This is a genomic window from Pseudomonas asturiensis, assembly GCF_900143095.1.
GTDB lineage: Bacteria > Pseudomonadota > Gammaproteobacteria > Pseudomonadales > Pseudomonadaceae > Aquipseudomonas > Aquipseudomonas asturiensis.
Window position 1 is genome coordinate 204,836 of the sequence record NZ_FRDA01000002.1, and the last position, 23,653, is coordinate 228,488.

The 23,653-nt window shown below is 58.0% G+C and carries 23 protein-coding genes; 12 read left to right on the top strand and 11 right to left on the bottom strand.

Annotated elements, in window-relative coordinates:
• Positions 1-132: 132 nt before the first annotated feature.
• Both BUB69_RS04045 and BUB69_RS04050 read right to left on the bottom strand, forming a co-directional pair.
• The gene (locus BUB69_RS04045) at positions 133-537 is read right to left on the bottom strand and encodes a hypothetical protein (RefSeq protein WP_342744002.1); all 405 of its coding nucleotides are present in this window, start codon (positions 535-537) and stop codon (positions 133-135) included.
• A gap of 364 nt (positions 538-901) precedes the next feature.
• A complete protein-coding gene (locus BUB69_RS04050) occupies positions 902-1,471 on the bottom strand; it encodes a hypothetical protein (protein ID WP_073162608.1) in 570 nt (189 codons plus the stop codon).
• Between the two features lie 411 nt (positions 1,472-1,882).
• On the opposite strand from BUB69_RS04050, the gene BUB69_RS04055 reads away from it, so the two are divergent.
• The 4 genes from BUB69_RS04055 to BUB69_RS04065 all read left to right on the top strand — a co-directional run bounded on the left by BUB69_RS04055 (position 1,883) and on the right by BUB69_RS04065 (position 3,674).
• Complete coding sequence (locus BUB69_RS04055) at positions 1,883-2,257, top strand: hypothetical protein (protein ID WP_073162610.1); 375 nt, start codon at positions 1,883-1,885, stop codon at positions 2,255-2,257.
• Positions 2,258-2,267: 10 nt separating this feature from the next.
• Positions 2,268-2,396 (top strand): hypothetical protein, encoded by a 129-nt coding sequence (locus tag BUB69_RS29285; protein ID WP_281250894.1) that lies wholly within the window; start codon positions 2,268-2,270, stop codon positions 2,394-2,396.
• A gap of 114 nt (positions 2,397-2,510) precedes the next feature.
• Positions 2,511-2,840, top strand: coding sequence for a DUF7716 domain-containing protein (locus BUB69_RS04060; RefSeq protein ID WP_073162612.1), 330 nt, complete (start codon positions 2,511-2,513; stop codon positions 2,838-2,840).
• Positions 2,841-3,068: 228 nt separating this feature from the next.
• The gene (locus tag BUB69_RS04065) at positions 3,069-3,674 is read left to right on the top strand and encodes an SMI1/KNR4 family protein (protein ID WP_073162615.1); all 606 of its coding nucleotides are present in this window, start codon (positions 3,069-3,071) and stop codon (positions 3,672-3,674) included.
• A gap of 7 nt (positions 3,675-3,681) precedes the next feature.
• On the opposite strand, the gene BUB69_RS04070 is transcribed toward BUB69_RS04065, so the two are convergent.
• The 9 genes from BUB69_RS04070 to BUB69_RS04110 all read right to left on the bottom strand — a co-directional run bounded on the left by BUB69_RS04070 (position 3,682) and on the right by BUB69_RS04110 (position 13,400).
• Positions 3,682-4,302 (bottom strand): DUF7716 domain-containing protein, encoded by a 621-nt coding sequence (locus BUB69_RS04070; RefSeq protein WP_073162618.1) that lies wholly within the window; start codon positions 4,300-4,302, stop codon positions 3,682-3,684.
• Positions 4,303-4,615: 313 nt separating this feature from the next.
• A complete protein-coding gene (locus BUB69_RS04075) occupies positions 4,616-5,938 on the bottom strand; it encodes an MFS transporter (RefSeq protein ID WP_073162620.1) in 1,323 nt (440 codons plus the stop codon).
• Between the two features lie 82 nt (positions 5,939-6,020).
• A complete protein-coding gene (locus BUB69_RS04080) occupies positions 6,021-6,899 on the bottom strand; it encodes an SMP-30/gluconolactonase/LRE family protein (protein ID WP_073162622.1) in 879 nt (292 codons plus the stop codon).
• A gap of 57 nt (positions 6,900-6,956) precedes the next feature.
• Entirely contained in the window at positions 6,957-7,889 is a 933-nt protein-coding gene (kce, locus tag BUB69_RS04085; RefSeq protein ID WP_073162624.1) for a 3,5-dioxohexanoate:acetyl-CoA acetone transferase, read from the bottom strand.
• Positions 7,890-7,981: 92 nt separating this feature from the next.
• Positions 7,982-8,770 (bottom strand): SDR family oxidoreductase, encoded by a 789-nt coding sequence (locus BUB69_RS04090; protein ID WP_073162626.1) that lies wholly within the window; start codon positions 8,768-8,770, stop codon positions 7,982-7,984.
• Entirely contained in the window at positions 8,767-9,489 is a 723-nt protein-coding gene (locus BUB69_RS04095) for a GntR family transcriptional regulator (RefSeq protein ID WP_073162628.1), read from the bottom strand. The genes BUB69_RS04090 and BUB69_RS04095 overlap by 4 nt, the downstream gene beginning before the upstream one ends.
• A gap of 241 nt (positions 9,490-9,730) precedes the next feature.
• Positions 9,731-11,971: a TonB-dependent receptor gene (locus BUB69_RS04100; protein WP_073162630.1), complete on the bottom strand. Its 2,241-nt coding sequence runs from the start codon at positions 11,969-11,971 to the stop codon at positions 9,731-9,733.
• Positions 11,972-12,081: 110 nt separating this feature from the next.
• Complete coding sequence (locus tag BUB69_RS04105) at positions 12,082-12,483, bottom strand: ParB N-terminal domain-containing protein (RefSeq protein WP_073162632.1); 402 nt, start codon at positions 12,481-12,483, stop codon at positions 12,082-12,084.
• Between the two features lie 26 nt (positions 12,484-12,509).
• Positions 12,510-13,400, bottom strand: a complete 891-nt coding sequence (locus BUB69_RS04110; RefSeq protein WP_073162634.1) for an HpcH/HpaI aldolase/citrate lyase family protein — start codon at positions 13,398-13,400, stop codon at positions 12,510-12,512.
• 612 nt (positions 13,401-14,012) lie between these two features.
• On the opposite strand from BUB69_RS04110, the gene BUB69_RS04115 reads away from it, so the two are divergent.
• The 8 genes from BUB69_RS04115 to BUB69_RS04150 all read left to right on the top strand — a co-directional run bounded on the left by BUB69_RS04115 (position 14,013) and on the right by BUB69_RS04150 (position 23,568).
• Positions 14,013-15,407, top strand: coding sequence for a Y4yA family PLP-dependent enzyme (locus tag BUB69_RS04115; protein ID WP_073162636.1), 1,395 nt, complete (start codon positions 14,013-14,015; stop codon positions 15,405-15,407).
• A gap of 14 nt (positions 15,408-15,421) precedes the next feature.
• Entirely contained in the window at positions 15,422-16,465 is a 1,044-nt protein-coding gene (locus BUB69_RS04120; RefSeq protein WP_073162638.1) for a PLP-dependent cysteine synthase family protein, read from the top strand.
• A gap of 28 nt (positions 16,466-16,493) precedes the next feature.
• Positions 16,494-17,654 carry an NAD/NADP-dependent octopine/nopaline dehydrogenase family protein gene (locus tag BUB69_RS04125; RefSeq protein WP_073162640.1) on the top strand — a complete coding sequence of 387 codons (1,161 nt, stop codon included), beginning with the start codon at positions 16,494-16,496 and terminating at the stop codon, positions 17,652-17,654.
• Positions 17,655-17,693: 39 nt separating this feature from the next.
• Positions 17,694-19,544, top strand: a complete 1,851-nt coding sequence (locus BUB69_RS04130) for an IucA/IucC family protein (protein ID WP_073162642.1) — start codon at positions 17,694-17,696, stop codon at positions 19,542-19,544.
• Positions 19,545-19,557: 13 nt separating this feature from the next.
• Entirely contained in the window at positions 19,558-20,802 is a 1,245-nt protein-coding gene (locus BUB69_RS04135; RefSeq protein ID WP_073162644.1) for an MFS transporter, read from the top strand.
• Positions 20,803-20,814: 12 nt separating this feature from the next.
• Positions 20,815-21,999, top strand: a complete 1,185-nt coding sequence (locus BUB69_RS04140; RefSeq protein WP_073162646.1) for an aminotransferase class V-fold PLP-dependent enzyme — start codon at positions 20,815-20,817, stop codon at positions 21,997-21,999.
• A gap of 75 nt (positions 22,000-22,074) precedes the next feature.
• A complete protein-coding gene (locus tag BUB69_RS04145) occupies positions 22,075-22,590 on the top strand; it encodes a sigma-70 family RNA polymerase sigma factor (protein ID WP_073162648.1) in 516 nt (171 codons plus the stop codon).
• The gene (locus tag BUB69_RS04150; protein ID WP_073162651.1) at positions 22,591-23,568 is read left to right on the top strand and encodes a FecR domain-containing protein; all 978 of its coding nucleotides are present in this window, start codon (positions 22,591-22,593) and stop codon (positions 23,566-23,568) included.
• Positions 23,569-23,653: the final 85 nt, after the last annotated feature.

Below are 23,653 nucleotides of genomic sequence, written 5' to 3' on the forward strand. Positions count from 1 at the left end.
AGCAGGATATCTCCTGATCGTGGTTGCCATCCTTGTGCCCAGGGCTCAGCTCAGGCTGTTAGCGGATAGCAGTTGCGTAAGGATAGGGTGTGCCTGGGCGCACACACGGTGCGCTCAGGCCAGACAGCAACCTTACTTCTGTTCGAGGTACTCAGTCAGGAACGCCTGTGGACGGCCACTCATGGACAATTCGTCGTTGTAGCTGACGCGCAACTCCTGGATTTCACCCGGCAAGTACAACTCGCCGACGTCCCGATTCAATCGCAATACTTCGTAGCGCTTGCCGTCCCTCAGGACGGAATAGCGCGTGTCCTCGTTGGTTTTCTCCACCTCCATTTTCTGAATGCGCAGGTTCCACTCGTTATCGACGCCGGCCACTTGCACCAATGCTTCGTTGGCAGAACGATCACCGATGCGCAGGACCCAGACCTTGACGCCCTTCTCACCGCTGTAAGCGAAAATTTTATCGGCGATTTCCGGGCGGGCCTCTTCGGCCATCGCCATGGATGAACCCAACAGGCAGACACTGAAAAGCACTGCCCAAACACTCCTGATTACTGACATCTATCGTCTTCCTTAGCGAGAAAAATTCCGGGGGATAATACCTAAATAAACACATCAATGAAGCGCAGGTAACGCTACCTATTCGCTGTCAGTCTCTGGACATTCTGCGTTGCCATCCGACGCGGTGAATGCCCACACGCCGTTCGACGTTTTCCTGCCAGACGACCTCAATGCGAGGGCTTTCAACACCGTGCACGACCGTTGCCCGACTGATCAGCCAGTACAAACCGCAGATCTGCACGTGCCTGTCATGGACTCTGGAACCGTGTCGTAGTTCTCTGTGTGCATGTTTTTCTCCTTCCCAAAACAGAGTCTTCAGCCAGCGCAAAAAACCTGCTCATACCCGGTCGATCCTGAAGTCCCATTGATGAAAGTTCGCCTCATCATGCACAACTGGCAGCGACTCCACGGCAGTGATACCCAGCTCATACACCTTTCGTGGCAAACCTTCATTCAACAGGCTGAAGCCAGTGATGCTCAATGCGTAGAGCCCTGGCAAGATATCCAGGTAGTCATTATTTCCCAGGCGCTCCGGCAGCCGGGCTTTGTAATTCAGAAAGAACTCAGGGTCCCAATCCGTCAGTGCATGCAGATCGGCAACCATCAACAGGCCGCTGGTGACGGTCAGTGGAATATCCGTGTACCGAAAAACCGTCTCGCTGCATCGCTCAAAGGGCGACACGTGCTCATCGCGCAAACGAAACACATAGTCGTCTTCAGGGAGTGGATACAAGGGCACAACCGCCCCGCTCTGGACTGCCATCCGTCCTGTGTCGCTGTGCTCGACGAACACCTCAAAGAGATTGGAACCATCAGGACACTGCTCGGCGATAAAACGGCTCAACACGACCGGGTCGAAAATAACCACACCGCAGTTGAAGGTTTCTATGTTTGCCTCGGTTTTCATCTGTCACTCCCACAGATTGACCTTGATCTCAAATTCATGACTGATCCGTGGGACCGAAATCAATCGGGAAGGCGGTTTCCAAGCGAAACATCAGTTGCGGATGTACAGGCTCGTTCGCCGATGACTCAAGCGTGCCACTGTTGAACCATCATTTCAAAAGTCGATCTCAAGGCGTGATGAATGCGCAGTTATTTCGAGCGCATAGACCTCTCGGCTGACCCCATGACAGGCGCGGACATCAGCTTGCAACTTTATAAAAAGCCCAGCAAGGCTGGCATGTCACAAACGACGAGGACCTGAATCCAAAGCCCGTCTTTCTGGATAGAGTCAGGCACGCAGTCGGTAACGTTAAAGGCGCCGACGTGGATGGCTTTATGAAGTTTCTTTTTGAATGAACCCGGGTGCCCTCCAATGAGCCTCCTTTACACCTACAAAAATCCACCTGCAAGTGCTGAAGACATCACGACGGCCATGCAGCAGTGCGCGATAAAACCGGACGCCTGGATAACCGGATTCTGGGCGCAATGCGACGGTGCGATGATCGAAGACCTTGTGCAGATTTATTCCACAGACGCCATTGCTGAACGTCAGGAGACCTACGAAATTGCGGCGTATTTTCCTGATCACCTGCTGATTGGTGACGACTCTGGCGGTCGCTTTGTATTACTGGAGCGCTCTGGAAAGCAAAGGTTTTACCTTCAGGACTCGGGAGATCCGTTCATCGATGATGCCGCGTTTTTTTCATCCATTGACGCCTTGATCAAGGCTGTCGTTGACGAGCTATGAGCACAACCAAATGGACGACAGGGCTGATATCCAACCCGCACAGGACTTCATCTACCAGCCAGGCTATCAGGCGCTGTCTGCGCAGCAGCAAAGACGGGTGATCGCCATCTATACGTTTGGAAGCGTGCGTCTTCTGTAATGCCCGCCACCCTTGAGTCAATCGCATTAATGGCTTTGCCCCATAGACTGTGATTGTTGTTGAGCCTGATAGATGGTTCGATACGCCTGATTAACCAGCTCGACGTGAGGCCCTATGAAAACTTACAGCATTCGGGAAGTGCTGCAGAATATCGCACACATGCCTGACAGCTGGTTCTACCTGCCAACGACTGAATGGACGCTGGATACCCGTGGCGCGTTCTCGCTGAACAGTCGGGATTTCGCCCCTGACTCCACCGACTACCTGCCCCCACAGGTGTTCAGTGACGGTTGGGTGTCGACACTGGAGAAGGCCATGATTGAAGACGTGATCTTCAACGCCGACCAGCAGCTGCCCAACGCATCGCTGGAGAGCTATTTCAAGGCCTTTGAATACTTTTACCAAAACGATGCCTTCATGGAGTTTCAGCCCGCCCCGCGCTGATTCACAATGACCGTTAGCTACAACCCGCGACGAGAACCCCATGTCGACTTTGAACATCGAGCAGTTTCAACGAGATGTCCTGAACGCGTCCCTGAGCGCCATCGAACAGTTTCGAGCGGACTTCCCGAACGAACAGGTCTGTGGATTCGCGCTGTATTCCGAGCCTGTTTTTAACACAGCATCATCCAGCGCAGCCACTTTACGTACAGAGGGCCAAGGATCTCAATCATGAGCCTCGTCGATACTTATCTCGCCGGTCTACGCCGGTCGTTATTGGCCGAAGATCTCGATCAACTGAAACATGCACACGGCGCTTCGGCGTCAAACCTGCAGCGCCTCAGCGCGCGTTACCCGTTGTGCCCTGTGAGCCTATTGCAACTGCTCGGCCAGATTGACGGGACACATTATCGGGATTACCCGAGCGGTGAAATCATGGTGCTGATGCTGGGCTCCGACCTGCCCGGCTACCCCTACTATCTGAGTTCGGTAGAAGACATACTTGCCGAGGCTGACGGCCCTGATACTGAAAGCATCGCAGAGCTCTATGAAGGCTGGTTTGAAAAAAACTGGCTGGATCAGGACATCGATCTGATCGGAGAAGGCATTGACCCCACAGTGGGCATGAACGAGCGTCTGTGTTTTTCGCACTGCGTCAACAACGGGGGCACTTCGAGGTTGTATATCGATTTCAATCCGGCGCCGGGCGGCACGGTAGGCCAGGTCATGCGCTATCTGCACGACCCGGATAACTATGAAGTGATTGCGCCGAGCTTCGATCACTACCTGCAACAACTGATCGATGACGACTACGCGTTCATTCGCCCAGAGTCCTGAAGCCCGCTTATTGCCAGGGAAATGAGCGATGGGTCACTCGCTGCAACGGAACCGAAAGCGTGGAAAAACGCGCTTCGATCTTTCTGCACTGATCGCCGGTCATGCGCTCTCCCAGGCGCAAGGGCAAAGCCCGGCAACCCTGCAACGCGTTGGCAATGTTGATTTCAAGGACAGTGCTGACCTCCCGCGCCGCAACAGTCAACCGGTCAGGCGCGCATTCAGCCAGAAACAGGTCGTACTCGGCGTATAAGTCGCGCGACAAGCCGGGTTCTGCGGGCTTTGGGTCATCACCGCCGGGCACCTCCAGGAACGCATCCTGTTCAGAGTAATGCTCAAGAGCGATAGCGTAGTCCTCCAGGCTGGAGTGCGGCTGCTGTCGCTTCTGTACACTCAACACGTCTGCAAAACTGGCCGCTTCCAGGCATGAAGAAAGGTCGTGCCGATCGGCAAAGTCCAACAGGCGACGTTCATCGTCTTCATCAATATTCGACACCAGGTAAAAGCGGCTCTCCAGCAACGCTTTATCGCCCTCAACGTAAACCCACGCGTATCGCTGCCATAGCGCCCGATCATCAGAGCAGGCGGCAATAGCCTCTACTGTCTCGCGAAACGAAATAAGTTTGAACATCCCGCATCGTCTCCTTGCACGTAACTGTCGAGCCCAAACTGATCAACCCGACGCATATTCTGAACCAACACTAACTGACACCGCCAATGCGCGATGAGTCAGACTTTCGCCAATAACCGGGGCAGGTCCGGGGGACATAATTCCGATTCAACAGCCTGAAAAGCCCGCCTGGAACCCAGTCAAAATGGTTTTTTGTGGACGCTGTGAACGGTGGGGCAAAAATGGGGACAAGCTAAACACTTTTCGACCTGAAACCACCGGTCCTTACAACCGTTGAAAGTCCCGGCGGCGCTGACCGCCGGGCATCACACGATCAAAGATCCGGCTGAGCGAGCAACACGTGCGGCCGATGAGAAAACAGCTGCAGGAAGGCCCCGCCCAGCGCGCAACCTGCCATGACAAAGAAGCATACGGTGTAGCCTTTGAGGCTGGTCCAGCCACCGCCCATGCTGATCAGCGTCCCCATCAATATCGGCGCGATACCGCCACCGATAAACATTGCCGTGGTGATAATGCCGTTGGCTGTCGATGTCGCAGAAGGCTGTGCGGAATCGGAGGCCACGGCGTAGTAAATCGGCCAGACCGCGTTGGCGACCAGACCGAACAGCAGTTGTACGACGATAATGATCAACGTGGTGTTGGCGAAGTAGAACGCTGCGACGCTGACGGCCATCCACACGCCGCAAATAAGCAATGTCACCCGGCGACCGATAATGTCCGACAGCGACGGCCAGACCAGTTGCCCAAGGATGCCAGTCAGTGTGAACACCACACTCATGCCTGCCGATTCGGCCAGCGACAAGTGAAGTATGTTGTACAGGTACGCAGGCAGGATAATGTTGACGCCCATGTACACCACTTGCGTCAGCATCGTGTTGCCTGCGGTCAAAGCAATGTTGCGGTTACTGAGCGTCGCCTTGAACGTTGTCCAGGCCTGGCCTTTGACGTTGGCTGATGGCGTGCTGTCCGGCGGGGTCATGCCTTTGGCGGCGATGTCCACGTACAGTTTGGTAATGCGGTCGGCGGTGGAATAGCGCGACCAGAAAATCATCAGTGGCAGCGCGACGACGAAAGCGAAAAAGAACACGTAGCGCCAGTTTTCCTCACCGAACGTGGTGATCACGAAGCTGGCGACAATACCACTGAGCATAGCTCCGATGGGGTAGCCGGTATGGTGGGCGCCCAAGGCAAAACCTCGGCGCTCGACCGGCCACCATTCGGCGGTGTTACTGACGCCTACCGGCTCGCCCCAACCGGCACCCAGGTTTACGCCCACTCGCAGAGCGACGAAGCTGACCAGGCTTGCACTCAGGGCCTTGAAGCCGGACAAAAAAGAAAGCGCGGTGTAACCCAGCACCAGCGGTACCTGGAAGCGGGCTCGTTTCCAGCCGCCACCGTAACGGTCACTCCAGATGGATCCTGGAATATCCAGTACAGCCAGGGCCAGCATGACGACAGTGGCCAGCGTGCCCCACTCGTCTGCCGACAACTCGAAGTGCTTGGAAATTGTCGGCCCCAGGCGCAGGACAATCTCGCGATCGTAGGCGTTGAGGATCCAGATAAGCCAACACACCAATAAGGATACCCAGGAGAAACGATGGATCTGGCCCAGCGAGGTTTTTTTATTATTTTTCACGGGAGAATCTCCAGGCGTGCCACGCACGCGCTGTAAAGAGAGTTCAGTTGTCCTTAACGGTCAGGTCCGATGTGTGGGTTGATCAGCTGGCGAAGCGTCTTTCGGCAATGCCCCGCACACCCAGTCCGGTGATGGCGAACAAGGCACCGCGTTGTTGACCGTCCTCGGGAAAGCGCGGCAGCGGTGGCTTGGCCATTGAGGTGACAAACAGCGTGTCCAGATCCGGCCCACCAAAAGCCAGGCTGGTGACTTTCTTCACCGGCATATCGATGATGCGATCCACTTTTCCGTCCGGGGTGTAACGCACCAGTTTTCCGGCGTACACCAGCGCTTGCCACGGGCAGCCTTCAGCATCCACAGTGCAGCCATCTGCAGCGCCGCCAGCGGATGTATCGACCTTGGCAAAGGTCCGACGGTTGGCGACCGTTCCTGTCGCATTGTCGTAGTCGTACGACCAGAGCTCCCCGGACCAGGTGTCAGCGAAATAGAAGGTTTCGCCGTTCGGGCTCCAGCATGGGCCGTTGGAAACGATGATGCCCTCGTCCAGTGTATGCAGGCTCAGGTCCGGATCAAGGCGGTAGAGTCTGGCGCTGGCCTGGTCTTCTTGAGTATCCATCGAACCGACGATGAATCGGCCCTGACGATCGACTTTGCCATCATTGAGCCGATTATTCGGTTGCCCCGGCTCCGGGTCGACGATCAGTTCAAGATCGCCAGTCGGTAAGTCCAGGCTGTAGAGCCCGCTCTGCAAGGCGACGATGGCCGCATCGCCGTTCTTGCGCAAAGCCATGGAGCCGATTTTCTGTCCGACGTCCCAGGCACGCAGTTCGCGTCCATCCTCGGTGCAACGCAGAATCCGACCGTCGAAACTGTCGATCCAATACAGGCGTTGCTGTTCGACATCCCAGACCGGACCTTCGCCCAGCGTGGTCTTCACGTCGACGACGATTTCGATACGCATGTTTCACCTCTGTCTTGTTGTTATTGAGATGGCACGTTTCGCAACTGAAAACAGGTCTTAAAAGTCGACCTGGTTCTTACCCTTCAAATCGAGCATTTCCCGCGCCTCATCTGGCGTCGCCACGCTCCCGCCCAGGGCTTCGATCACCGTACGGATGCGTTTGACCTGATCGGCGTTGGACGCAGCCAGCTTGCCAGGACCATCCCACAGCGAGTCCTCAAGCCCCACACGCACATGACTGCCCATCGACAGGCCCATCGTGCCAAGGGGAATCTGATTGCGACCAGCGCCCAGAATCGACCACTGATACGCATCGCCAAACAGGCGGTCAGCCGTACGGCGCATGTGAGCCAGGTCTTCAGGGTGACCGCCGATTCCACCTCGCAAGCCAAACACCGACTGAATGAAAATCGGCGCCTTGAGCAAGCCGCGCTGCAGAAAGTGCGCAGCCGTGTAAAGGTGGCCGATGTCGTAGCATTCAATTTCAAAGCGCGTGCGGTTTTCAGCACAGGTGTCGAGAATGTGAGCGATGTCGCGGAAGGTGTTACGGAAAATCCGGTCGTCGCTGTCGGCCAGGTATGGCCGCTCCCAGCCATGCTTGAACTCGGTAAAACGATCGAGCATTTCGTATAAGCCGAAGTTCATCGAGCCCATGTTCAGCGACGCCAGCTCGGGCTTGAGTTGGGCAACTGGCTGCAAGCGTTCCTCCACGCCCATGGTTGGCGCACCGCCGGTGGTGATATTGATCACCACGTCACTCTTGGCTTTGATCTGCGGCAGAAACTGGCGGAACAGCTCCACGTCCTGACTGGGCCGACCGTCATGGGGATCGCGAGCATGCAGATGAACAATCGATGCGCCCGCTTCAGCGGCACCAATAGCGGCGTCGGCAATTTCCTGCGGCGTGATCGGCAAATGTGGCGACATCGAAGGCGTATGGATGGCGCCAGTCACGGCGCAGGTGATGATCACCGGGCGTTTTTTGGACATGAGTCTTCTCCATTCTTGTTCTTGGCGAGAAAGTGGTCGGGATTGCCCGGCCCACGTGCGTGCGGCCGTTGTTGTCGGTGAAGTCGAGACGTTTAGAGGTACTCGACGTTGCCATCCACACTGATGGCCTGGCCAGTCACGTTGCGCGCGGCGGGCGAACACAGGAACAACGCCATTGCAGCGACGTCTTCTGCGGTGACCATGCGCTTGAGCGATATTTTTTTCAGGTACTCCTCGCGCATTTCGGTCTCAGGCACGTTCATCTGTTCGGCACGGGCTCGAATCACACCGTCCATGCGCGGACCTTCGACGATACCGGGCAGCAAGGCATTGACGCGGATGTCGCTTTCACCCAGCTCGGATGCCAGGGACTTCATCAAACCCACAATGGCCCATTTGGTCGCTGCGTACGGTGTGCGCCACGCATAACCCAGGCGACCAGCTACGGAAGCGATATGGATCAGGTGCGCATTGGGTGATGCCTTGAGCAGAGGAACCGCGTGATGAGCAAAGCGGTATTGTCCTGTGAGGTTGATGTCGACGGTGCGCTGCCAGTCTTCATCCGAGATGGCGTCGATGCCTGCCGTAGGACCTGCGATCCCGGCGTTGTTGATCAGCACATCGAGGCCGCCGAACCGTTCGCGCTGAACCTTGAACACCGCTTCGATCTGCGCCGGATCACCCACATCCGCACGAGTCGCGACACTGTCCGGATACCGGGCGCGAAACGATGCGAGAGCAGTTTCACTGACATCACACACGTGCACGCTGGCGCCTGCTTCCCTGTAAGCCGCCGCCAATACTTCGCCAATACCCGCTGCACCTCCAGAGATCAGGACTCGCAGGCCGGTATAGGGAATCAGTCGATTGAGAACGCTCATGCTTTTTTTACTCCAGAGGCAGACGACCTTGAACGGCCGCTCTTGACGATCAGACGCGCCAGTGAGTCGGCGGCCTGCATGATGTCGTCGGTGACTGCCGCTCGGGCCGCAGCGCCATCGCGCGCTGCAAGCGCCTCGACAATGCGGTCATGCGCTTCCATTGAGCGCTCAAGGTGCGTCTTGTCGGGGGCTACAAGCGCAAAGCAGGGGCCCATGTGCAGCCAGAAGTTCTCCACGGCAGCGATGGTCAGCTCGGCTTTCGACACCGCGTAGATGCGCCGGTGGAAGGCAAAGTTGGTCCATAGGTAACGGGACACATCGACGCTGTCGGCGGCTTGCTGCATCTGGTCACACAACTGGCTGATTTCTTTTAGATCGCTGTCCTTGAGCAGAAGGACTGCTTTCTCGGCCAGCAGGCCTTCGAGAGCGACCCGGGCGTCGCGGATCTCGCGCAGTCTTTCGGGGGTCATCATGCGCACACGCAGACGCGAGGTTTCAGTCACTTCAAAGGCGTTCTCGGCGCTGAGACGATTGAGCGCTTCGCGTACCGGCATCGGGCTGGAACCCAGCGCTTCGGCGAGGCCGCGTATGGTCACCTTCTGGCCTGGCTGAAATCGACCGCTCATCAACGCTTCACGGATCTGACGGTAGATCTGATCCTGCAGGGTATCGCGGGAAACCTGACGCATGCTGGGCAGGAGGGTCGGACTGTCGGTCATGGGTAGAGCTCACATTTAGCGTTCTTGTGCGCTCAATATGTGATCACAAATAACATATGTCAAATTGTTTTCTCGCCGTGATCAGGAGCCATGAATCAAGGGTGACTGCCAGGCAATCATGCCTCGCCGCTCGCCCCTTCACCTTGAGCCCGGCAGGTGTGCCCGACAAGAGGATGGATAGGCCAGCGCTGCGCTGGCCAGATACAAGGCTACCTTTTCGGTGGCTGCCCTTTTCGCTCCATCAAAAATCAACAGTTGCCGACAACTGCAACGTACGCGGATACCCCGCAGAAAAAGCCCCGTACGAAGCAACGCCTGACCAGTACTCGCGATCAAACACGTTTTGTACCGTGGCGCGGAAGGTGGTCGGGCGACCTTCGATTTTGGTGGCGAAACGTGCGCCGGCATCGAAGCGCGTCCAGGAGTCCAGTTGCTGGGTATTGGCCTGATCGACGTACTGGCTGTCGGTATAAATGGCGCCGCCGGTCAGGGTGAAGCCTTCAAGCCAAGGTGTGTCCCATTCGGCCCAGAGGTTGGCCTGCACGTCGGGCACACCCACCGGTTTGTTGCCGCGGTTGGCGGCTGTCGCGGTATCGGTCAGTTTGCCGTCAAGCATCGTCACCCCGCCCATTATGCGAGTGCCCGCCGCAACTTCGCCAAACATGCTCAGCTCAATGCCACGATTGCGTTGTTCGGCCTGCACCGAGAACACGTTGCCAGCGCCGACTTCGCCACTCGGCTTTTCGATCTGGAACAACGCCAGCGTGGTCATGAACGTACCGTGCTCATATTTGACGCCGATTTCATGCTGCTTGGATTCATAAGGTGCGAACGCTTCGCCCGCATTGGTCGCTGTACCCGGCGCGATGTCTCCTTTGCTCAAGCCTTCAACATAGTTGTAGTAGAGCGAAACATCTTCCCAGGGCTTGACCACCACACCGACCAGCGGCGTGGTGGCACTGTCGCTGTATTTGGAGCTGACTGAACCTGCAGCATTATAGTTGCGCGACTCGATGTCCTGACGCCGTACACCCACGGTCAGCTGAAAGCGGTCATCCAGCATGGATAATGTGTCGGTCAACGCGACGCCAGACAGGTCAGATTCGGAGATGCGCAGCACCTTGGGCGAACTGATAGCAGGCCTGGGCGCGTCTACCGGATGGTAGATGTTCGAGCGGACCTCAGGACCGTTGTTGATTCCGCGAGACAGTTCATCCTGATAACGGGTCGCCATCAACGTCGTGGTGTGAGTGACAGGACCTGTCACGAACACACTACGGATACCGACGTCGGCGGTCGAACGGTCAACGTTGAATTTGTAGTAACCCGGAATATTGCTGGTATCGCCCGCTGCATTAAGGATTCTGGGCACCTGATCAGACATTCGTTTGACGTCCGACTTCCCGCCGCCCGCATGGGCAAACACGGTCACTGCGTCAGTCAGATCATATTCACCGCCCAGCAGAGCCGACTGCTCTTTGGTGTCCGAAAAGCCCCAATCCTGTGGCAGGTTGGTGCGCCCATCAGGCGCCGACGGGACATCGACACCGGGAGCGATGGTGAAGGGTCGCGAGGCGGCGTCGTAACTTTCCTTCTGACTGATGTAGTCCAGATTCAGGCGCAAGCGCTCGCCGCGGTAATCCAGTGCAATGGCACCGATGCCCACGTCTCGGTGCTGATCGTCGATGGCGGTGTCGCCCCCCTGCAGGTTGCCGTTGAAACGCACGCCGAACTGATTGTCCTCGCCGAAGCGGCGGCTGAGGTCCAGATGACCGCCAACCTGAGAGTCAGAGGCGTAACTGCCAGTGAAGCGGGTCAGGTCCTCTTCCAGCGCACGCTTGGGAACAATATTGATCACGCCACCGACGCCACTGTTAGGCGAGATGCCATACATCAGCGCGCCCGGCCCCTTGAGCACTTCAACACGCTCGGCGTACTCGGTGAACACCCGGTAATTCGGCGCTACACCGTACACGCCATCGAACGCCAGCTCGCCGAGGTTGCCCTCTCCGATCGGGAAGCCACGAATGAAAAACGAGTCGACGATGCCGCCCGTCTGGCCGGTGGAGCGCACGGATGGATCGCGTTGCAGTGCGTCGGCAACCGTCACGGTCTGCAGGTCAGCCAGGGTCTTGGCGGTGTAACTGGTGACACTGAACGGCGTGTCCATTACGTCCTTGTTGCCCATCATGCCCAACCGCGCACCCCGTGCGACCTGGCCGCCGGCAAGCGTTTCCGGCAAGGACGTCGGGCCGTTGTAACGAGCGTTGATTTCGGTGGTGTCGAGGGTCAGCGCCGCGGTGCTGTCTGCGCCCGGCGCTGTGGCCACTGTATTCGAGGTCTTGTCGGCGGCAACATCCTGCTGCTCGGGGCTGGCGGCCCAGGTATTGGCGCTTCCTGCGACCAGGGCAAGATTCAGCAAAGCGGTACGAATCGCGAGGGTTAACACGCGCTCACCGCAAGGGCGACTGACAACAGGCATGACGTGAGGATCCTTTTCATCAAGAGAAAATGGTAATCACTCCTATTGCCAGTCGATCGGAGGAAAAGTATCACTCTGCGTAAAGTATTTTTGCTTCACCGCTGCCGGCATCAGGCGTACAGGTGCTCCAGCGGTATGGAAACCACTGGCAACGCGGGGTCAAATGCGTGTCGGGTGGTCTTGTACGGAAAGATCTCGCCTCGAGCAATCGTGGTGAATATGCGCGCTACCTCGAATGCCTGCCCGGTTTGCCAGTGCCTTACACGAACCCGCGGATCAGCGTAATCGAGCTGAATGCACGGCACACGCTTCAAGCCCAGTTGCAACGCTGCGTTGAAGCGGTGATTGCCATCCATGACGATGCCTTGCGAACACTCGACGATGATCGGCTCCAGCCAATGCCCGGCCCGAATGATCGATTCGCGCAACCGCGCAACATTCGCCGGATCGACCTGTTCCGAGGGCTGCACGTCGCACAGCGGCCGCAGCGCAATCTGATACCCGTGTTTCATGGTTGATCTCCTGATTCGGCGGGAAGTCAGCATGCATCGGCACGAACAATCGGGGCGTGACGGCTGGCGACATCAAGCAGGCGCTGAGCGCGCTCGATGAGCGGCAAGTCGACCATTTCGCCATCCACCTGCACCGCGTGGCTGCCCGAAGCCACGGCCCTCATCACCCGGTCAGCCCACGCCAGTTGGCGCGAATCGGGCAGAAACGCACGCTGCACCGAGGCCAATTGCGAGGGATGGATGCACAGCTTGGCGCCAAATCCCAAGGAGCGGGCGTACTGCGAGTCCTTGCTGACAACCGCCTGATCGCTGATCGCGGGCGTGACGCCGTCGATGGGTGCCGGTAAATCCGCCGTGCGCGATGCCAGCACGATGCGGTTGCGGGCGAAGAGAAACGCCTCGGGCGTCTGGCTGCAGTCGATGTCGAGCGAGAAATCCAGCGACCCGAATGCCAGACGTGCCAGCCCCGGAATCGACGCGATGGCGTCAACCTGTTGCAGGCCCTTGGCGGTCTCGATGATCGCGACAATCTTCAGTTGCGGCTGCCGCTCCAGCAGCCGTTCGATCACCTGCGTCAAGGTCTCCGGGCATTCGGCCTTGGGTAAAAAAATACCGTTGCAACGCTCGGGGTAGCGCATATCACCCAGCCAGGTCAGGTCCTGACGGAACAACGTGCTGCTGACACTGTTCAGGCGGATGTAACGCTCGCAAGACACCTGTGGCGTGCTTTCCTGCCAGGCCCAGATGGCGGCGCGAGCGGCGGCTTTGCTGTCTGGGTGAACGGCATCCTCAAGGTCGAGAATGATCGCGTCCGGACCGGCCTCGACGGCCTTGGAAAATCGTTCGGGGCGGTTGCCGGGGACGAACAGGTAGCTGATGGCGTGTGAGGTGTTGCTGCTCAGTCGATCCGATTGCATGGTGATGCTCCTTGGCGTGAACCAGTCGTGTTTTCTAAAAAATTCCAGGCCCGGTCGAGGGCAAACTTGCCTCCCCGTTCGAGACTTATCGCAACTGCCCTTAATGCCTTATTGATCAAGGTATTAAGTGTTTTTTTGTACAGGGGCGAACGCGTACTTGGGCGCATAAATACCCAGCCGGACATTCGCCCTGCCAAAGCAGGCGATGGAAAATATTTGAAAACCTTACTTGATAATCATTCGTGTTCGCAATATGGTTCACGCCACCAGCAGGCACTAGCGCCTTTTCAAAACCTGCCAACCAGCAAAACGGAAAGTCCGTATCAGTGATGTCATTTAAATGTCAGTGACTGAACCGGTACACGCGGGATGGCCATTAAACTTTCGGCCCGCCTTTATACCCATACACACCTTATGGAATAGGTTTTATATGCACGTGTTCTATGAGCCCTTATTCTTCAATGGCATCAGTGCGTCTGCGATTATGACCTGGCCTCCGCCGCCGTTGCGTTGAATCGCTGATGCCAGACGCCTCAGTCAATGACACTTCTTTTCGATAATTAGGGTTATCGAAATACCCATGGCGATATTATTTAACGTCAAGGACTTACTATGCCTGCCTTTCATACAGTGCGGCCTGAAAAACACTTCGGCGTTTTTCTTCCCGAGATGCTAAGACCGCTGATCGATCCCGTTATCGCGGCGTTTATCAATGAACAAACACACACACTAAGCGCACTGATTGAACAGTACGGTTCGCCGTTGAATGTGGTCTGGCCTCACGCCTTCGACATCAATGCAAAGGCGCTGCAAGCCGTATTGAAACAACAGGGTGTCCGTCACGCTCTGTTCTATGGTGCCAAGGCCAACAAATCCCAAAGCCTGTTGCAGGCTGCGGCGGACGCCGGCATCGGCGTCGATGTGTCGAGTATTCATGAACTGCAGGCCGCGCTACGAGCGGGTACACCGGCGACACAAATATGCGCCACGGGGCCGGCGAAAACAGCGGTCTTTCATGAAGCACTGGTCAGCACGGGCGCGCTGATTTGCGTGGACTCCTGCGAGGAACTCGAACACCTGAAAACCGTTATTGAACAACGCGCCGCCCCCGTAAAATCGCGACTTTTGCTGCGTTATCGGCCAAAAAGCTGCCCGAAAAGCCGATTTGGAATGGGTGCGGAAGACGTGCTCGAGTGCCTGCAAAGTCTGGTCAGGCAACCCGATATTTTTCAGTTCGAGGGCTTCCATTTTCATCTGGGCGGCTATGGGTTCGAATCCCGCGCACAGGCCTTGCGTGAGGTGACCGGGTTTGTCGACGCCGCGCGGGAGATGGGCTTGAATCCGCAGATGATCGACATCGGTGGCGGCCTGCCGATTCGTTATGTCGACCCCCATGCCTATGAACTTTATTTGCGAAACGAGAACACGCCCGGTCACTTTTATACTCAAGCCGTGCCTGAGGCTTATTATCCATACGGCAGTGAGCTGACCGCTCCCCACTGGTTATCGCTCTTGCTTGAAGCCGACCATTCGCCCGGACTTTCCATTGCGAATTACCTTAAGCGTGAGTCGATAACACTGGCACTGGAGCCCGGCCGAAGTTTGGTCGATCAAGCGGCCATTTCACTGTTTCGCGTCACCCGCACAAAGAAACTCGCCCACGATAATACGGTTGTCTTCGTTGAAGGCAGCAGCTTCAGTGCCTGTGAAACCTGGTTTGCATCTGAGTACCTGGTCGACCCTGTTTTGATCAGTACACACGCACGCACGCCTATTCCCACTCAAGCATTTATCGCCGGCCACAGTTGCCTTGATGATGATGTAATTACACACCGTCTGATCAACTTTGGCAGTGCGCCGCAACCCGGCGATGTATTGATTTACGTGAATACCGCCGGTTATCAGATGGACCTGCTGGAGAATGAGTTTCATCGCCACCCCCTGCCCCTGCGTTTAACGGCGACCTGTTGTACGGAAGGTAACTATACGTTTTCACCTGACTACTAAAGGGAACACGCGACATGATACTGAATAAAGTTTCGGACCTGATTGGCAATACGCCGATGCTGGGCATTTATGTTCCGAACACCGACGCACGTTTGCTGCTGAAAATCGAAAAGAATAATCCCGGCGGCAGTATCAAAGACCGCATGGCACGCAACATGGTGCTGGCAGCGCTCAAGTCCGGTCGCCTTAAACCTGGCGGCGTGGTTGTCGAATCGTCCTCCGGCAACACCGGTATCGGGCTGGCCATGGCGGCGGTCGAGTTCGGGTTGCAGTTCATTGCGGTCGTCGATCATCACGCCGCGCAGGACAAGATCGCCGTGATGAAAGCGCTGGGGGCCGACATTCGATTCGTCAAAGGCACCTATCGCGAGGACGAAGTCGCGGTGGTGGAGCGGCAGCGAATGGCAGCTGAGCTGGCGAGCGAAATCCCGGGCGCCGTGTTCATGAATCAATCCGACAACGCTGCCAACGCCGGGGGCTACAGCGATTTCGTTCGCGAAACCATCGTCCAGGCCGAAGGTGCTATCGGCGCCTACGTCGGCTGTGTCGGCACAGGTGGTTCGATGACCGGCATCGCTCGCGGCTTGAAACAGCACAACCCCGACACCGTCACTGTCGCAGTGGAGCCGGCGGGCTCCATCGTCTTCGGCCACCCCGGCTACCCCTACTACCAGTCAGGCACCGGCACCCCGGCAGGCGACACGGTCGGTCTGGTACTCGACTACAGCTGCATTGATCTGGGGGTGCAAGTCACCGACTCACAAGCCTTCGAAACCGCGCGCTATATCGCTCGCAACCTTGCGCTGCTGGTGGGTGGCTCGACCGGCGGGGCGATTTTCAAAGCGCTTGAGCTGATCCACAAAGGCGTATTGACCGGCAACGTTGTCGTGCCCATCGCCGACGGCGGCGAAAAGTACCTGCACACGGTATTCGACGATGCGTGGCTGCAGGAGCGTGATCTGCTCGACCCCGGTATCGCGCAGCAACTGGACGCCTGGCTGGGCAAGACCCACTGGCTGGAATCCGTTTCTGCGCCGCGACAATTGAGCGTCGCATGACCCGCCCATCACTCAGGAAAGCCACACGATGAAACTGTTGAAAGTCGCTATCTGCGGCGGCGGCCGGACTGGCCATCTCAATGCCATCCTGTTCAAACAGCTGCCCAATGTTCAGGTCTCGATGCTCACTCGCAATCCGCAGATTATTGAACAGCACATACGCCAGACGCCCATGCAGGCGCTGCTGCCGGACGGCTCTACGCTGAGCGCCCGGCTGGATCGGGTCACCACCGATGCGAAGGCTGCGGTTGAAGACGCCGACATCGTCATCATCACCGTGCCCGCCCATGCACGGCCACAGACCCTGCAGGCCATTGCGCCCTACCTGAGCGTCAGCAAGCCGGTTTACATCGGCGCCATTCCAGGCTTTTGCGGTTTTGACTGGCTGGCCGAAGCCACGTTGGCCGAGCGTTCGAATCTGGTGATCTGGGGGATGAAGGACGTTCCGCACACGGCCTTCGAGCTGACGCCAGGGCGATCAGTCAAAATGGGCGGCGGCAAAAGCCAGCTGTATGTCGCAACCCATGCCCGGGAATCCCGCAAATCGCGCCAGCAGTTGCAGGAGATACTCTGCACGCTGTATGGCCCCTGCGTGACCATGCTCGATCACTACCTTGAAATCACCCTCACGCCGGGCAACCCGATCATGCACAGTTCGGTGATCTACGGGCTGATCGGCCCCTATGGCCAATGGCATCGCAAGATCTTCCCGCAACGCATGTGCTGGTGGACCGAATGCCCGGAGCTGGGCGCTTACTTCCTCGAACGCATGGATCAGGAAAGTCAGGCTTTGTGCGCCGTAATCAGCCAGCGCATGGGCATCGACCTGTCTTCGGTCAAATCCCTGAAGCAGGAAATCGTCGAGGCCTACGGCGACCAGATCCGCGACCAAAGCAGCATGCTGTCGATTCTGCGCACCAACCAGGCTTACAACGACATCCTCGCGCCCATGGTGCCCGCCGACGACAACCGCGCCGGTTATGTGATCGAGCGCGAGAGCCGCGCTTTCAACGAGGACGTCGCCTACGGCCTTGTGTTGCTGGTGGAGATGGCCCGGCGATTCGAGCTCAGGGTGCCCTACATCGAAGAGGTCCTGAACTGGAGCATTGCCTACATGCAGGGCCTGCGCGATTCGGCGCTCGACTACTTCCCAAGCCAATGGCCACGCACGGCAGACGCCGCCGCCTGATCTTCTTTTGTTCACCTTCCGCACGAGCAGACCGCTGATATGGATGACCTCAAAACACTGATCGCCTTTTCCCGTAAAAACGCCCTGCAACGCTTGATTCGCTGCCTTTTCGCCGAAAACATTCTCGACCGTTCGGCCCTGAGCTTTTCCGCTGGAGGCAACCAGGCCACGTACCCGTTGAAAAACAGCCGCGCGCACCTTTTCTTCGCAGGCATCACCAAAGGCCCGGCCGACACGTTCGTCAACGAGGGCAATGTGGAGCTGTTGACTGATGAGGGCGTGCGACAGCTCATCTCCAGCCATCAGGACATGCTGGACGTGCTGCGTGACAGCTTCGACTTCGAACCGAGCGACGAAGGCATTGCCGGTCTGAAATCGGACATGGAGAACAGCCTGATCAACGATGCTCACGCCCGCCAGCATCGTCAGCAATGGAATGCACAACTGAAAAAGGCAGCCGCAGACCAGGGCCTGCACAGCTTCACTGATTATCTGCGCCAACATGCCAGCACCAAGGACGCCGCGATTCTGCTGGACCAGTGGGGCTCGCTGGAGGGTCATCCGTATTACCCGACCTGGAAGTCGCGTCCGGGCCTGACCGATGCTGAAGTCGAGCAGTTATCGCCCGAATTCAATGCCCAGGTGCCGCTGCGCATCGCGGCGTTGCGTGCCGAGCATTCGATGAGTGAAAGCATGCCGCACGTGACCCACTACCGCGACTGGTTTGCCAGCCACTTCCCGACGCACTGGGCACAATGGAAAGCCGCTCTGGAGCGCAAAGGCCTGGATGAAACCCAATGGTTACCGCTGCCGATTCACGCCTGGCACTTGCAGGCCTACGTGCTCAAGACCTTCGCGGCGGAAATCGAAGCCGGCATTCTGATTGTCGATGGGCCGGACATCACGTCACTGCCCACGATGTCCTACCGCACCATGATGCCGGTGCTCGATGGATGCGCGCCGCTGATCAAGCTGCCGATTGCGGTCTGGATGACGAGTGAACTGCGCAGCCTGCAAGCTAAATCGATCCACATGGGGCCGCGCATCAGCACGATCATCACCCGGATTCTGGCCACTGAAAACGGCTTCGACCATCGTCTGGAGATCTTCCCCGAAGAAATCGGGGTGCGTTACAGAAACGCAATCACGCAAGACGATAATCCCGGCCGACACCTGTCCGTCGTGTTTCGTGCCAGTCAGCAAGCATTCGAGCGCAGTGATGGTTGCCTGCCTGTGACCGTGGCGTCACTGTTCACGCGCTTGCCCGGCAGCGGTCGGCCGTTGTTCACCGACCTGATCGAGCGCGACGGTGCGCGCGCAGATGCCACTCGGGTTGAAAACTGGTTCCGCGATTACGCCAGAGTGGTGACCCACCCGGTGGTGGCCATCTACTTGCTGTACGGCATCGGTCTTGAGGCGCATCAGCAAAACACCATGATGCTGTTTTCCCCGGACGGCAAAGCACGTAGCCTGCTGATCCGTGATTTCGGCGACGGCAGGACCTACGCACCGCTTCTGGAAGCACGCGGTCATACGCTGCAGCCTCATGTGCAGCCGGGTATTCTGCCCACCGTTTTTTCGGGCGATATCGAGCCGGTACGCATGTTCGTACTCGACGCGGCGTTTCTCACGCATCTGCATGAAATGGCGCTGTGGCTGACCCGGGAGTATGGCTTGAACAACACACGCTTGTGGGAGGTGTTGCGTGAAGAGACCGACCTTGCGTTCGAAGCGGTACGTGACCGGGTCTCGCCAACGCTGTGGGAAGTCGAGCACACGGCGTTCGTGGAAGATCCATGGCCTACCCGATCGTTGTTGCGCATGCACTTGATGCAGTATTCCAACTATCGCTTGCAACATACCCTGAGCAACCCGCTCGCCCGCGTTTAACCGAGGCTGACTCATGTCCCATGCAGGTGTCATCCAGGGTTCGAGAGTACGAATCCTGATTTATCTTCTGTTTGCGATCCAGCTGGTGTCCATGGGCGCGATGGAAATGAGCGGGCCGTTCTGGCCTGTCCACCTGCGTGGGCTGACCACTTCGGAAACGGTTTTCAGCTTCGCCAGCATCGCCGTCTACGTAGGGCCGATGCTGGGCATCATTCTGACCAGTGCCTTCTGGGGCCGCATCGGTGACCGCTACGGGCACAAATTGATGATGATCCGCGCCCTGGCCGGGTTGTCCTTGACCCAGCTTGGGCTAGCCCTTTTCAGCGACATCTGGGTGATTCTGATTCTGCGTTTTCTGCAGGGCGCGTTTGCCGGATATATCGCCCCGGCGCAGGCTTACGGTGTGAGTATCGAAGCGCCCTCACGTCGCGCACGGCTGTTCGCCATTCTGCAGATTTCAACCAACGTCGGTTCGCTGCTGGGCGCAGTGGTCGGCGGGTTGATCCTCGATTACGCCACGTTCTTCTGGATCAATATTGTCGCCTCGGCGCTTTGCGCGGTGTGCACGGTCATCGCGGCCATCACCCTGCCGGATGTGCCACCGGTGAAGAAAGCGCCGGTCGTGGACCCGGCAGCACAAGCCCGCCGGTCAGGCAGTATGTGGCAGGGTTCGCCACTGTTATCGCTGCTGGGGGTGATGGGCATCCTGCTGCTGGCGCGAATGCTGCCGCAAACCTCGTTTTCGCTGTACGTGAGTTCCGTATTCGAGGTCAGCAATTCGGTGGTGGGCCTGTGTTATGGCCTATTGGCGCTGGGTTTCATTCTTTCAGCCACCGCCTGGTCACGGTATTTCGAACACCGGGGCCAACAGGAGACACTGCATCGCATGACCTATGTGGTCGTCGGTTGCATCGCCCTCACCGCAGTGGCAGGCATTACGCGCAATCCGGTGGTTTTCATCGTTGCCTATTTCATCTGGGGCGTCCTGCTGGGCGCCACCACACCCGTGCTGACGGCGCTGATCTCCAAGACCGCCGACAGTTCGCGGCAGGGCCATGTACTGGGGATCGCTCAAAGCACCTCCCAGTGTGCCTCGATTGCCGGCATTTCGGCTGGCGCGCTGCTCAGTCAGGTCTACAGCCTGCAGTACACCTACCTGTTCGTTTGCCTGGCCTACGTGGTCGCGCTGATCCCTATTGTCGCGTTGCGTTACTGGCCTGCGGTGATGCAACCGGGTCATGCCCCGCCCGGGGATTGAAGGAGCCTTGCCTTGAATATCGAACAACTGCGCGCCGATACCCCTGCTGTCGCGCACCTGATCCACTTCAACAACGCCGGTGCAGCGCTGATGCCTGCGCCGGTGATCGACGTCATGACTCGTCACATTCAGCTCGAGGCGAGCCTGGGCGGTTATGAAGCGGCCGCACAACAGGCCGCGCCACTGGAGAATGTCTACGCTGCCATCGGCCGTCTGATCAACGCCCGACCTGATGAGATTGCAGTGATCGAAAACGCGACTCGTGCCTGGGACATGGCGTTTTATTCGTTGCCCCTTCGACCTGGCGATGTGGTGCTGACCTCTACCACCGAGTACGCCGGCAATTACATTCCTTATCTACAACTCAAGCAGCGGCGCGGCATTGAAATCCGAATTATCCCCAACGATGAGCACGGTCAGGTGTCACTGTCGGCCCTTGAGCACCTGCTGAGCGATGATCGCGTCGCCCTGATCTCGCTCCCCGTGATCGCCACCAATGGTGGGCCGGTACAACCCATCGAGCAGATCGGTGCCCTGGCGCGCGCAGCCGGTGTGCTGTATTTGCTGGATGCCTGTCAGGGTGTCGGGCAGATGCCTGTGGACGTGCAGAAAATCGGTTGTCACATGCTCGCAGCCACCAGCCGCAAATACCTGCGCGGGCCTCGGGGGATGGGTTTTTTGTATGTCGAACACGCCCTGTGCCAGAACCTGGAGCCTGCCTTTCTCGACCTGCATGCGGCGTCATTGCAAACGGCCGACACATTCAAGGTCAGGGCCGACGCCCGACGTTTCGAGAACTGGGAGTGCAACGTCGCCGCAAAACTGGGACTCGGTGCTGCTGTCGAGTACGCATTGGCGCAAGGTCTTGAGCCAATGTGGCAGCGCATCCAGCACCTGGCCGGTTATCTGCGCGAACGGCTGGCGGACATACCGGGCTTCACCCCGCGTGACCTGGGCCTGCAGAAGTCAGGCATCGTGACGTTCACCCACAAGGACAGCAGCGCTGCACAGCTTCAGCAATGGCTGGCCGGACAAAAGAAACGCATCAACGTCAGCACCTCGACCGCACGCTCAACGCTGCTCGATATGCAGCAGCGGGATTTGCAGGCGGTTAGCCGTGCCTCGCTTCATGCCTACAACACCGAAGCGGAAATCGACACCCTGATTACAGCGCTGAGGCAACTGAGCAGGGGCTGAAATCGGCGCTTGCGTCGCAGCCAGTTTGTAACCTAGTATTGGGAATACTTCTCAATTGCATGAAAATCTGCAGCCATGAGCGAAACCCTTCCCGCACATAACGCCAGTCACCTGCGGGCGATCGAAGCCCTGTATAGCGGCCATCACAGCTGGCTGTATGCAACGCTGAGAAAAAAACTGGGTAATGCCATGGATGCGGCGGATCTGGCGCAGGACACGTTCACCCGTATCCTGGCCTCGCAAGTGACCGTCATCGAGCAGCCACGTGCTTATCTGAGCTGTGTGGCCAAAGGTATTCTGGTCAACTGGTATCAGCGCAAGGCACTTGAACACGCCTATCTGGATGCCCTCTCGCATTTGCCGGCCCCACAAGTACCTTCGCCGGAACTGCGCTTCATGGTGCTGGAGACCCTGCACGAAATCGATGCGATGCTCGACGCTCTGCCACCACTGGTCAAACGCGCATTCCTGCTGTCGCAGATTGGCGGCCTGAAGTATCAGGACATCGCCGAGCAACTCGACGTGTCGCTGATCACCGTCAAACGCTACATGAAGCAAGCCTTCGTGCAATGCCTGTTGCTGGTGGAGTGAATGCTCACCCGCCGCAAGGAAGCGCACCTTGATCATCAGGTACTCGAAGAAGCCGCAGACTGGCTGATCCGTCTGGGTGAAGGCGAGTTCAGTGAAACCGAACGCAGTGAATGGGAATGCTGGAAGGCGAGCACGCCAGAGCGCGGCCGAGCCTGGGCCCGCGTGGAGTTGCTGCAGCGCAAAATCGGCGGGTTGCCGCCGTCGCTGGCGATGTCGGCACTGGACCGCCCGAACAGCCCGGAGCGGCGCACGATGCTTGGCAAGCTGGCGATAATGCTGGCGATCCTGCCGACCGGTTGGGGCGGCTGGAAACTGGCAGAATCCAGACAATGGTCTGCCGGCTACCGCACCGATGTCGGCGAGCAGCGCCAAGTGACCCTGGCCGACGGTTCAACCATCACGCTGAACACCGACACCGCCATCGATGTGCTGTTCGATGCCGGCCAACGGCTTGTGCATCTGCGCGAGGGCGAAATACGGGTGCAGACCTCACCGGACAGTTCCAGTCCGACCCGCCCCTTTCTGATCAGTACCCGCCAGGGCCGGATGCAGGCGCTGGGTACGCGTTTCATCGTTCGGGAGTCGCAACCGCGCACCCACCTTGCCGTGCTGGAGGGTGCAGTCAAGGTCCAACTCGCAGACAGTCCCCAGCAGACGCCCCTGATCGTCAACGCCGGGCAGCGCACCGATTTTTCATCCAGCACCTTTGGCCAGGTAAGCCTCGCTGATCGCTACAGCGAGGCATGGACCCAAGGCATGCTGATGGCGGACAAGATGCGGCTGGCGGACTTCGTCGCCGAACTGACGCGCTATCGACGCGGCTTCGTGCGTCTGGACCCTGCGATTGCCGATCTGCGCATTTCCGGCGCCTATCCGATCCGTGAGACCCAGCGCACGCTGAACATGCTGGCGCAAACCTACCCGATACTCGTCAGCGGCCACCTGAATGGCTACTGGGTTCAGCTCTCCCCCGCCTGAGGGCAAAAAAATCGCCTGACAGGTGATACTTTTTTGGGTCTCGACTGGCTTCAGGGAGCACGCCTTTTTCCATCCTGCTCATAGG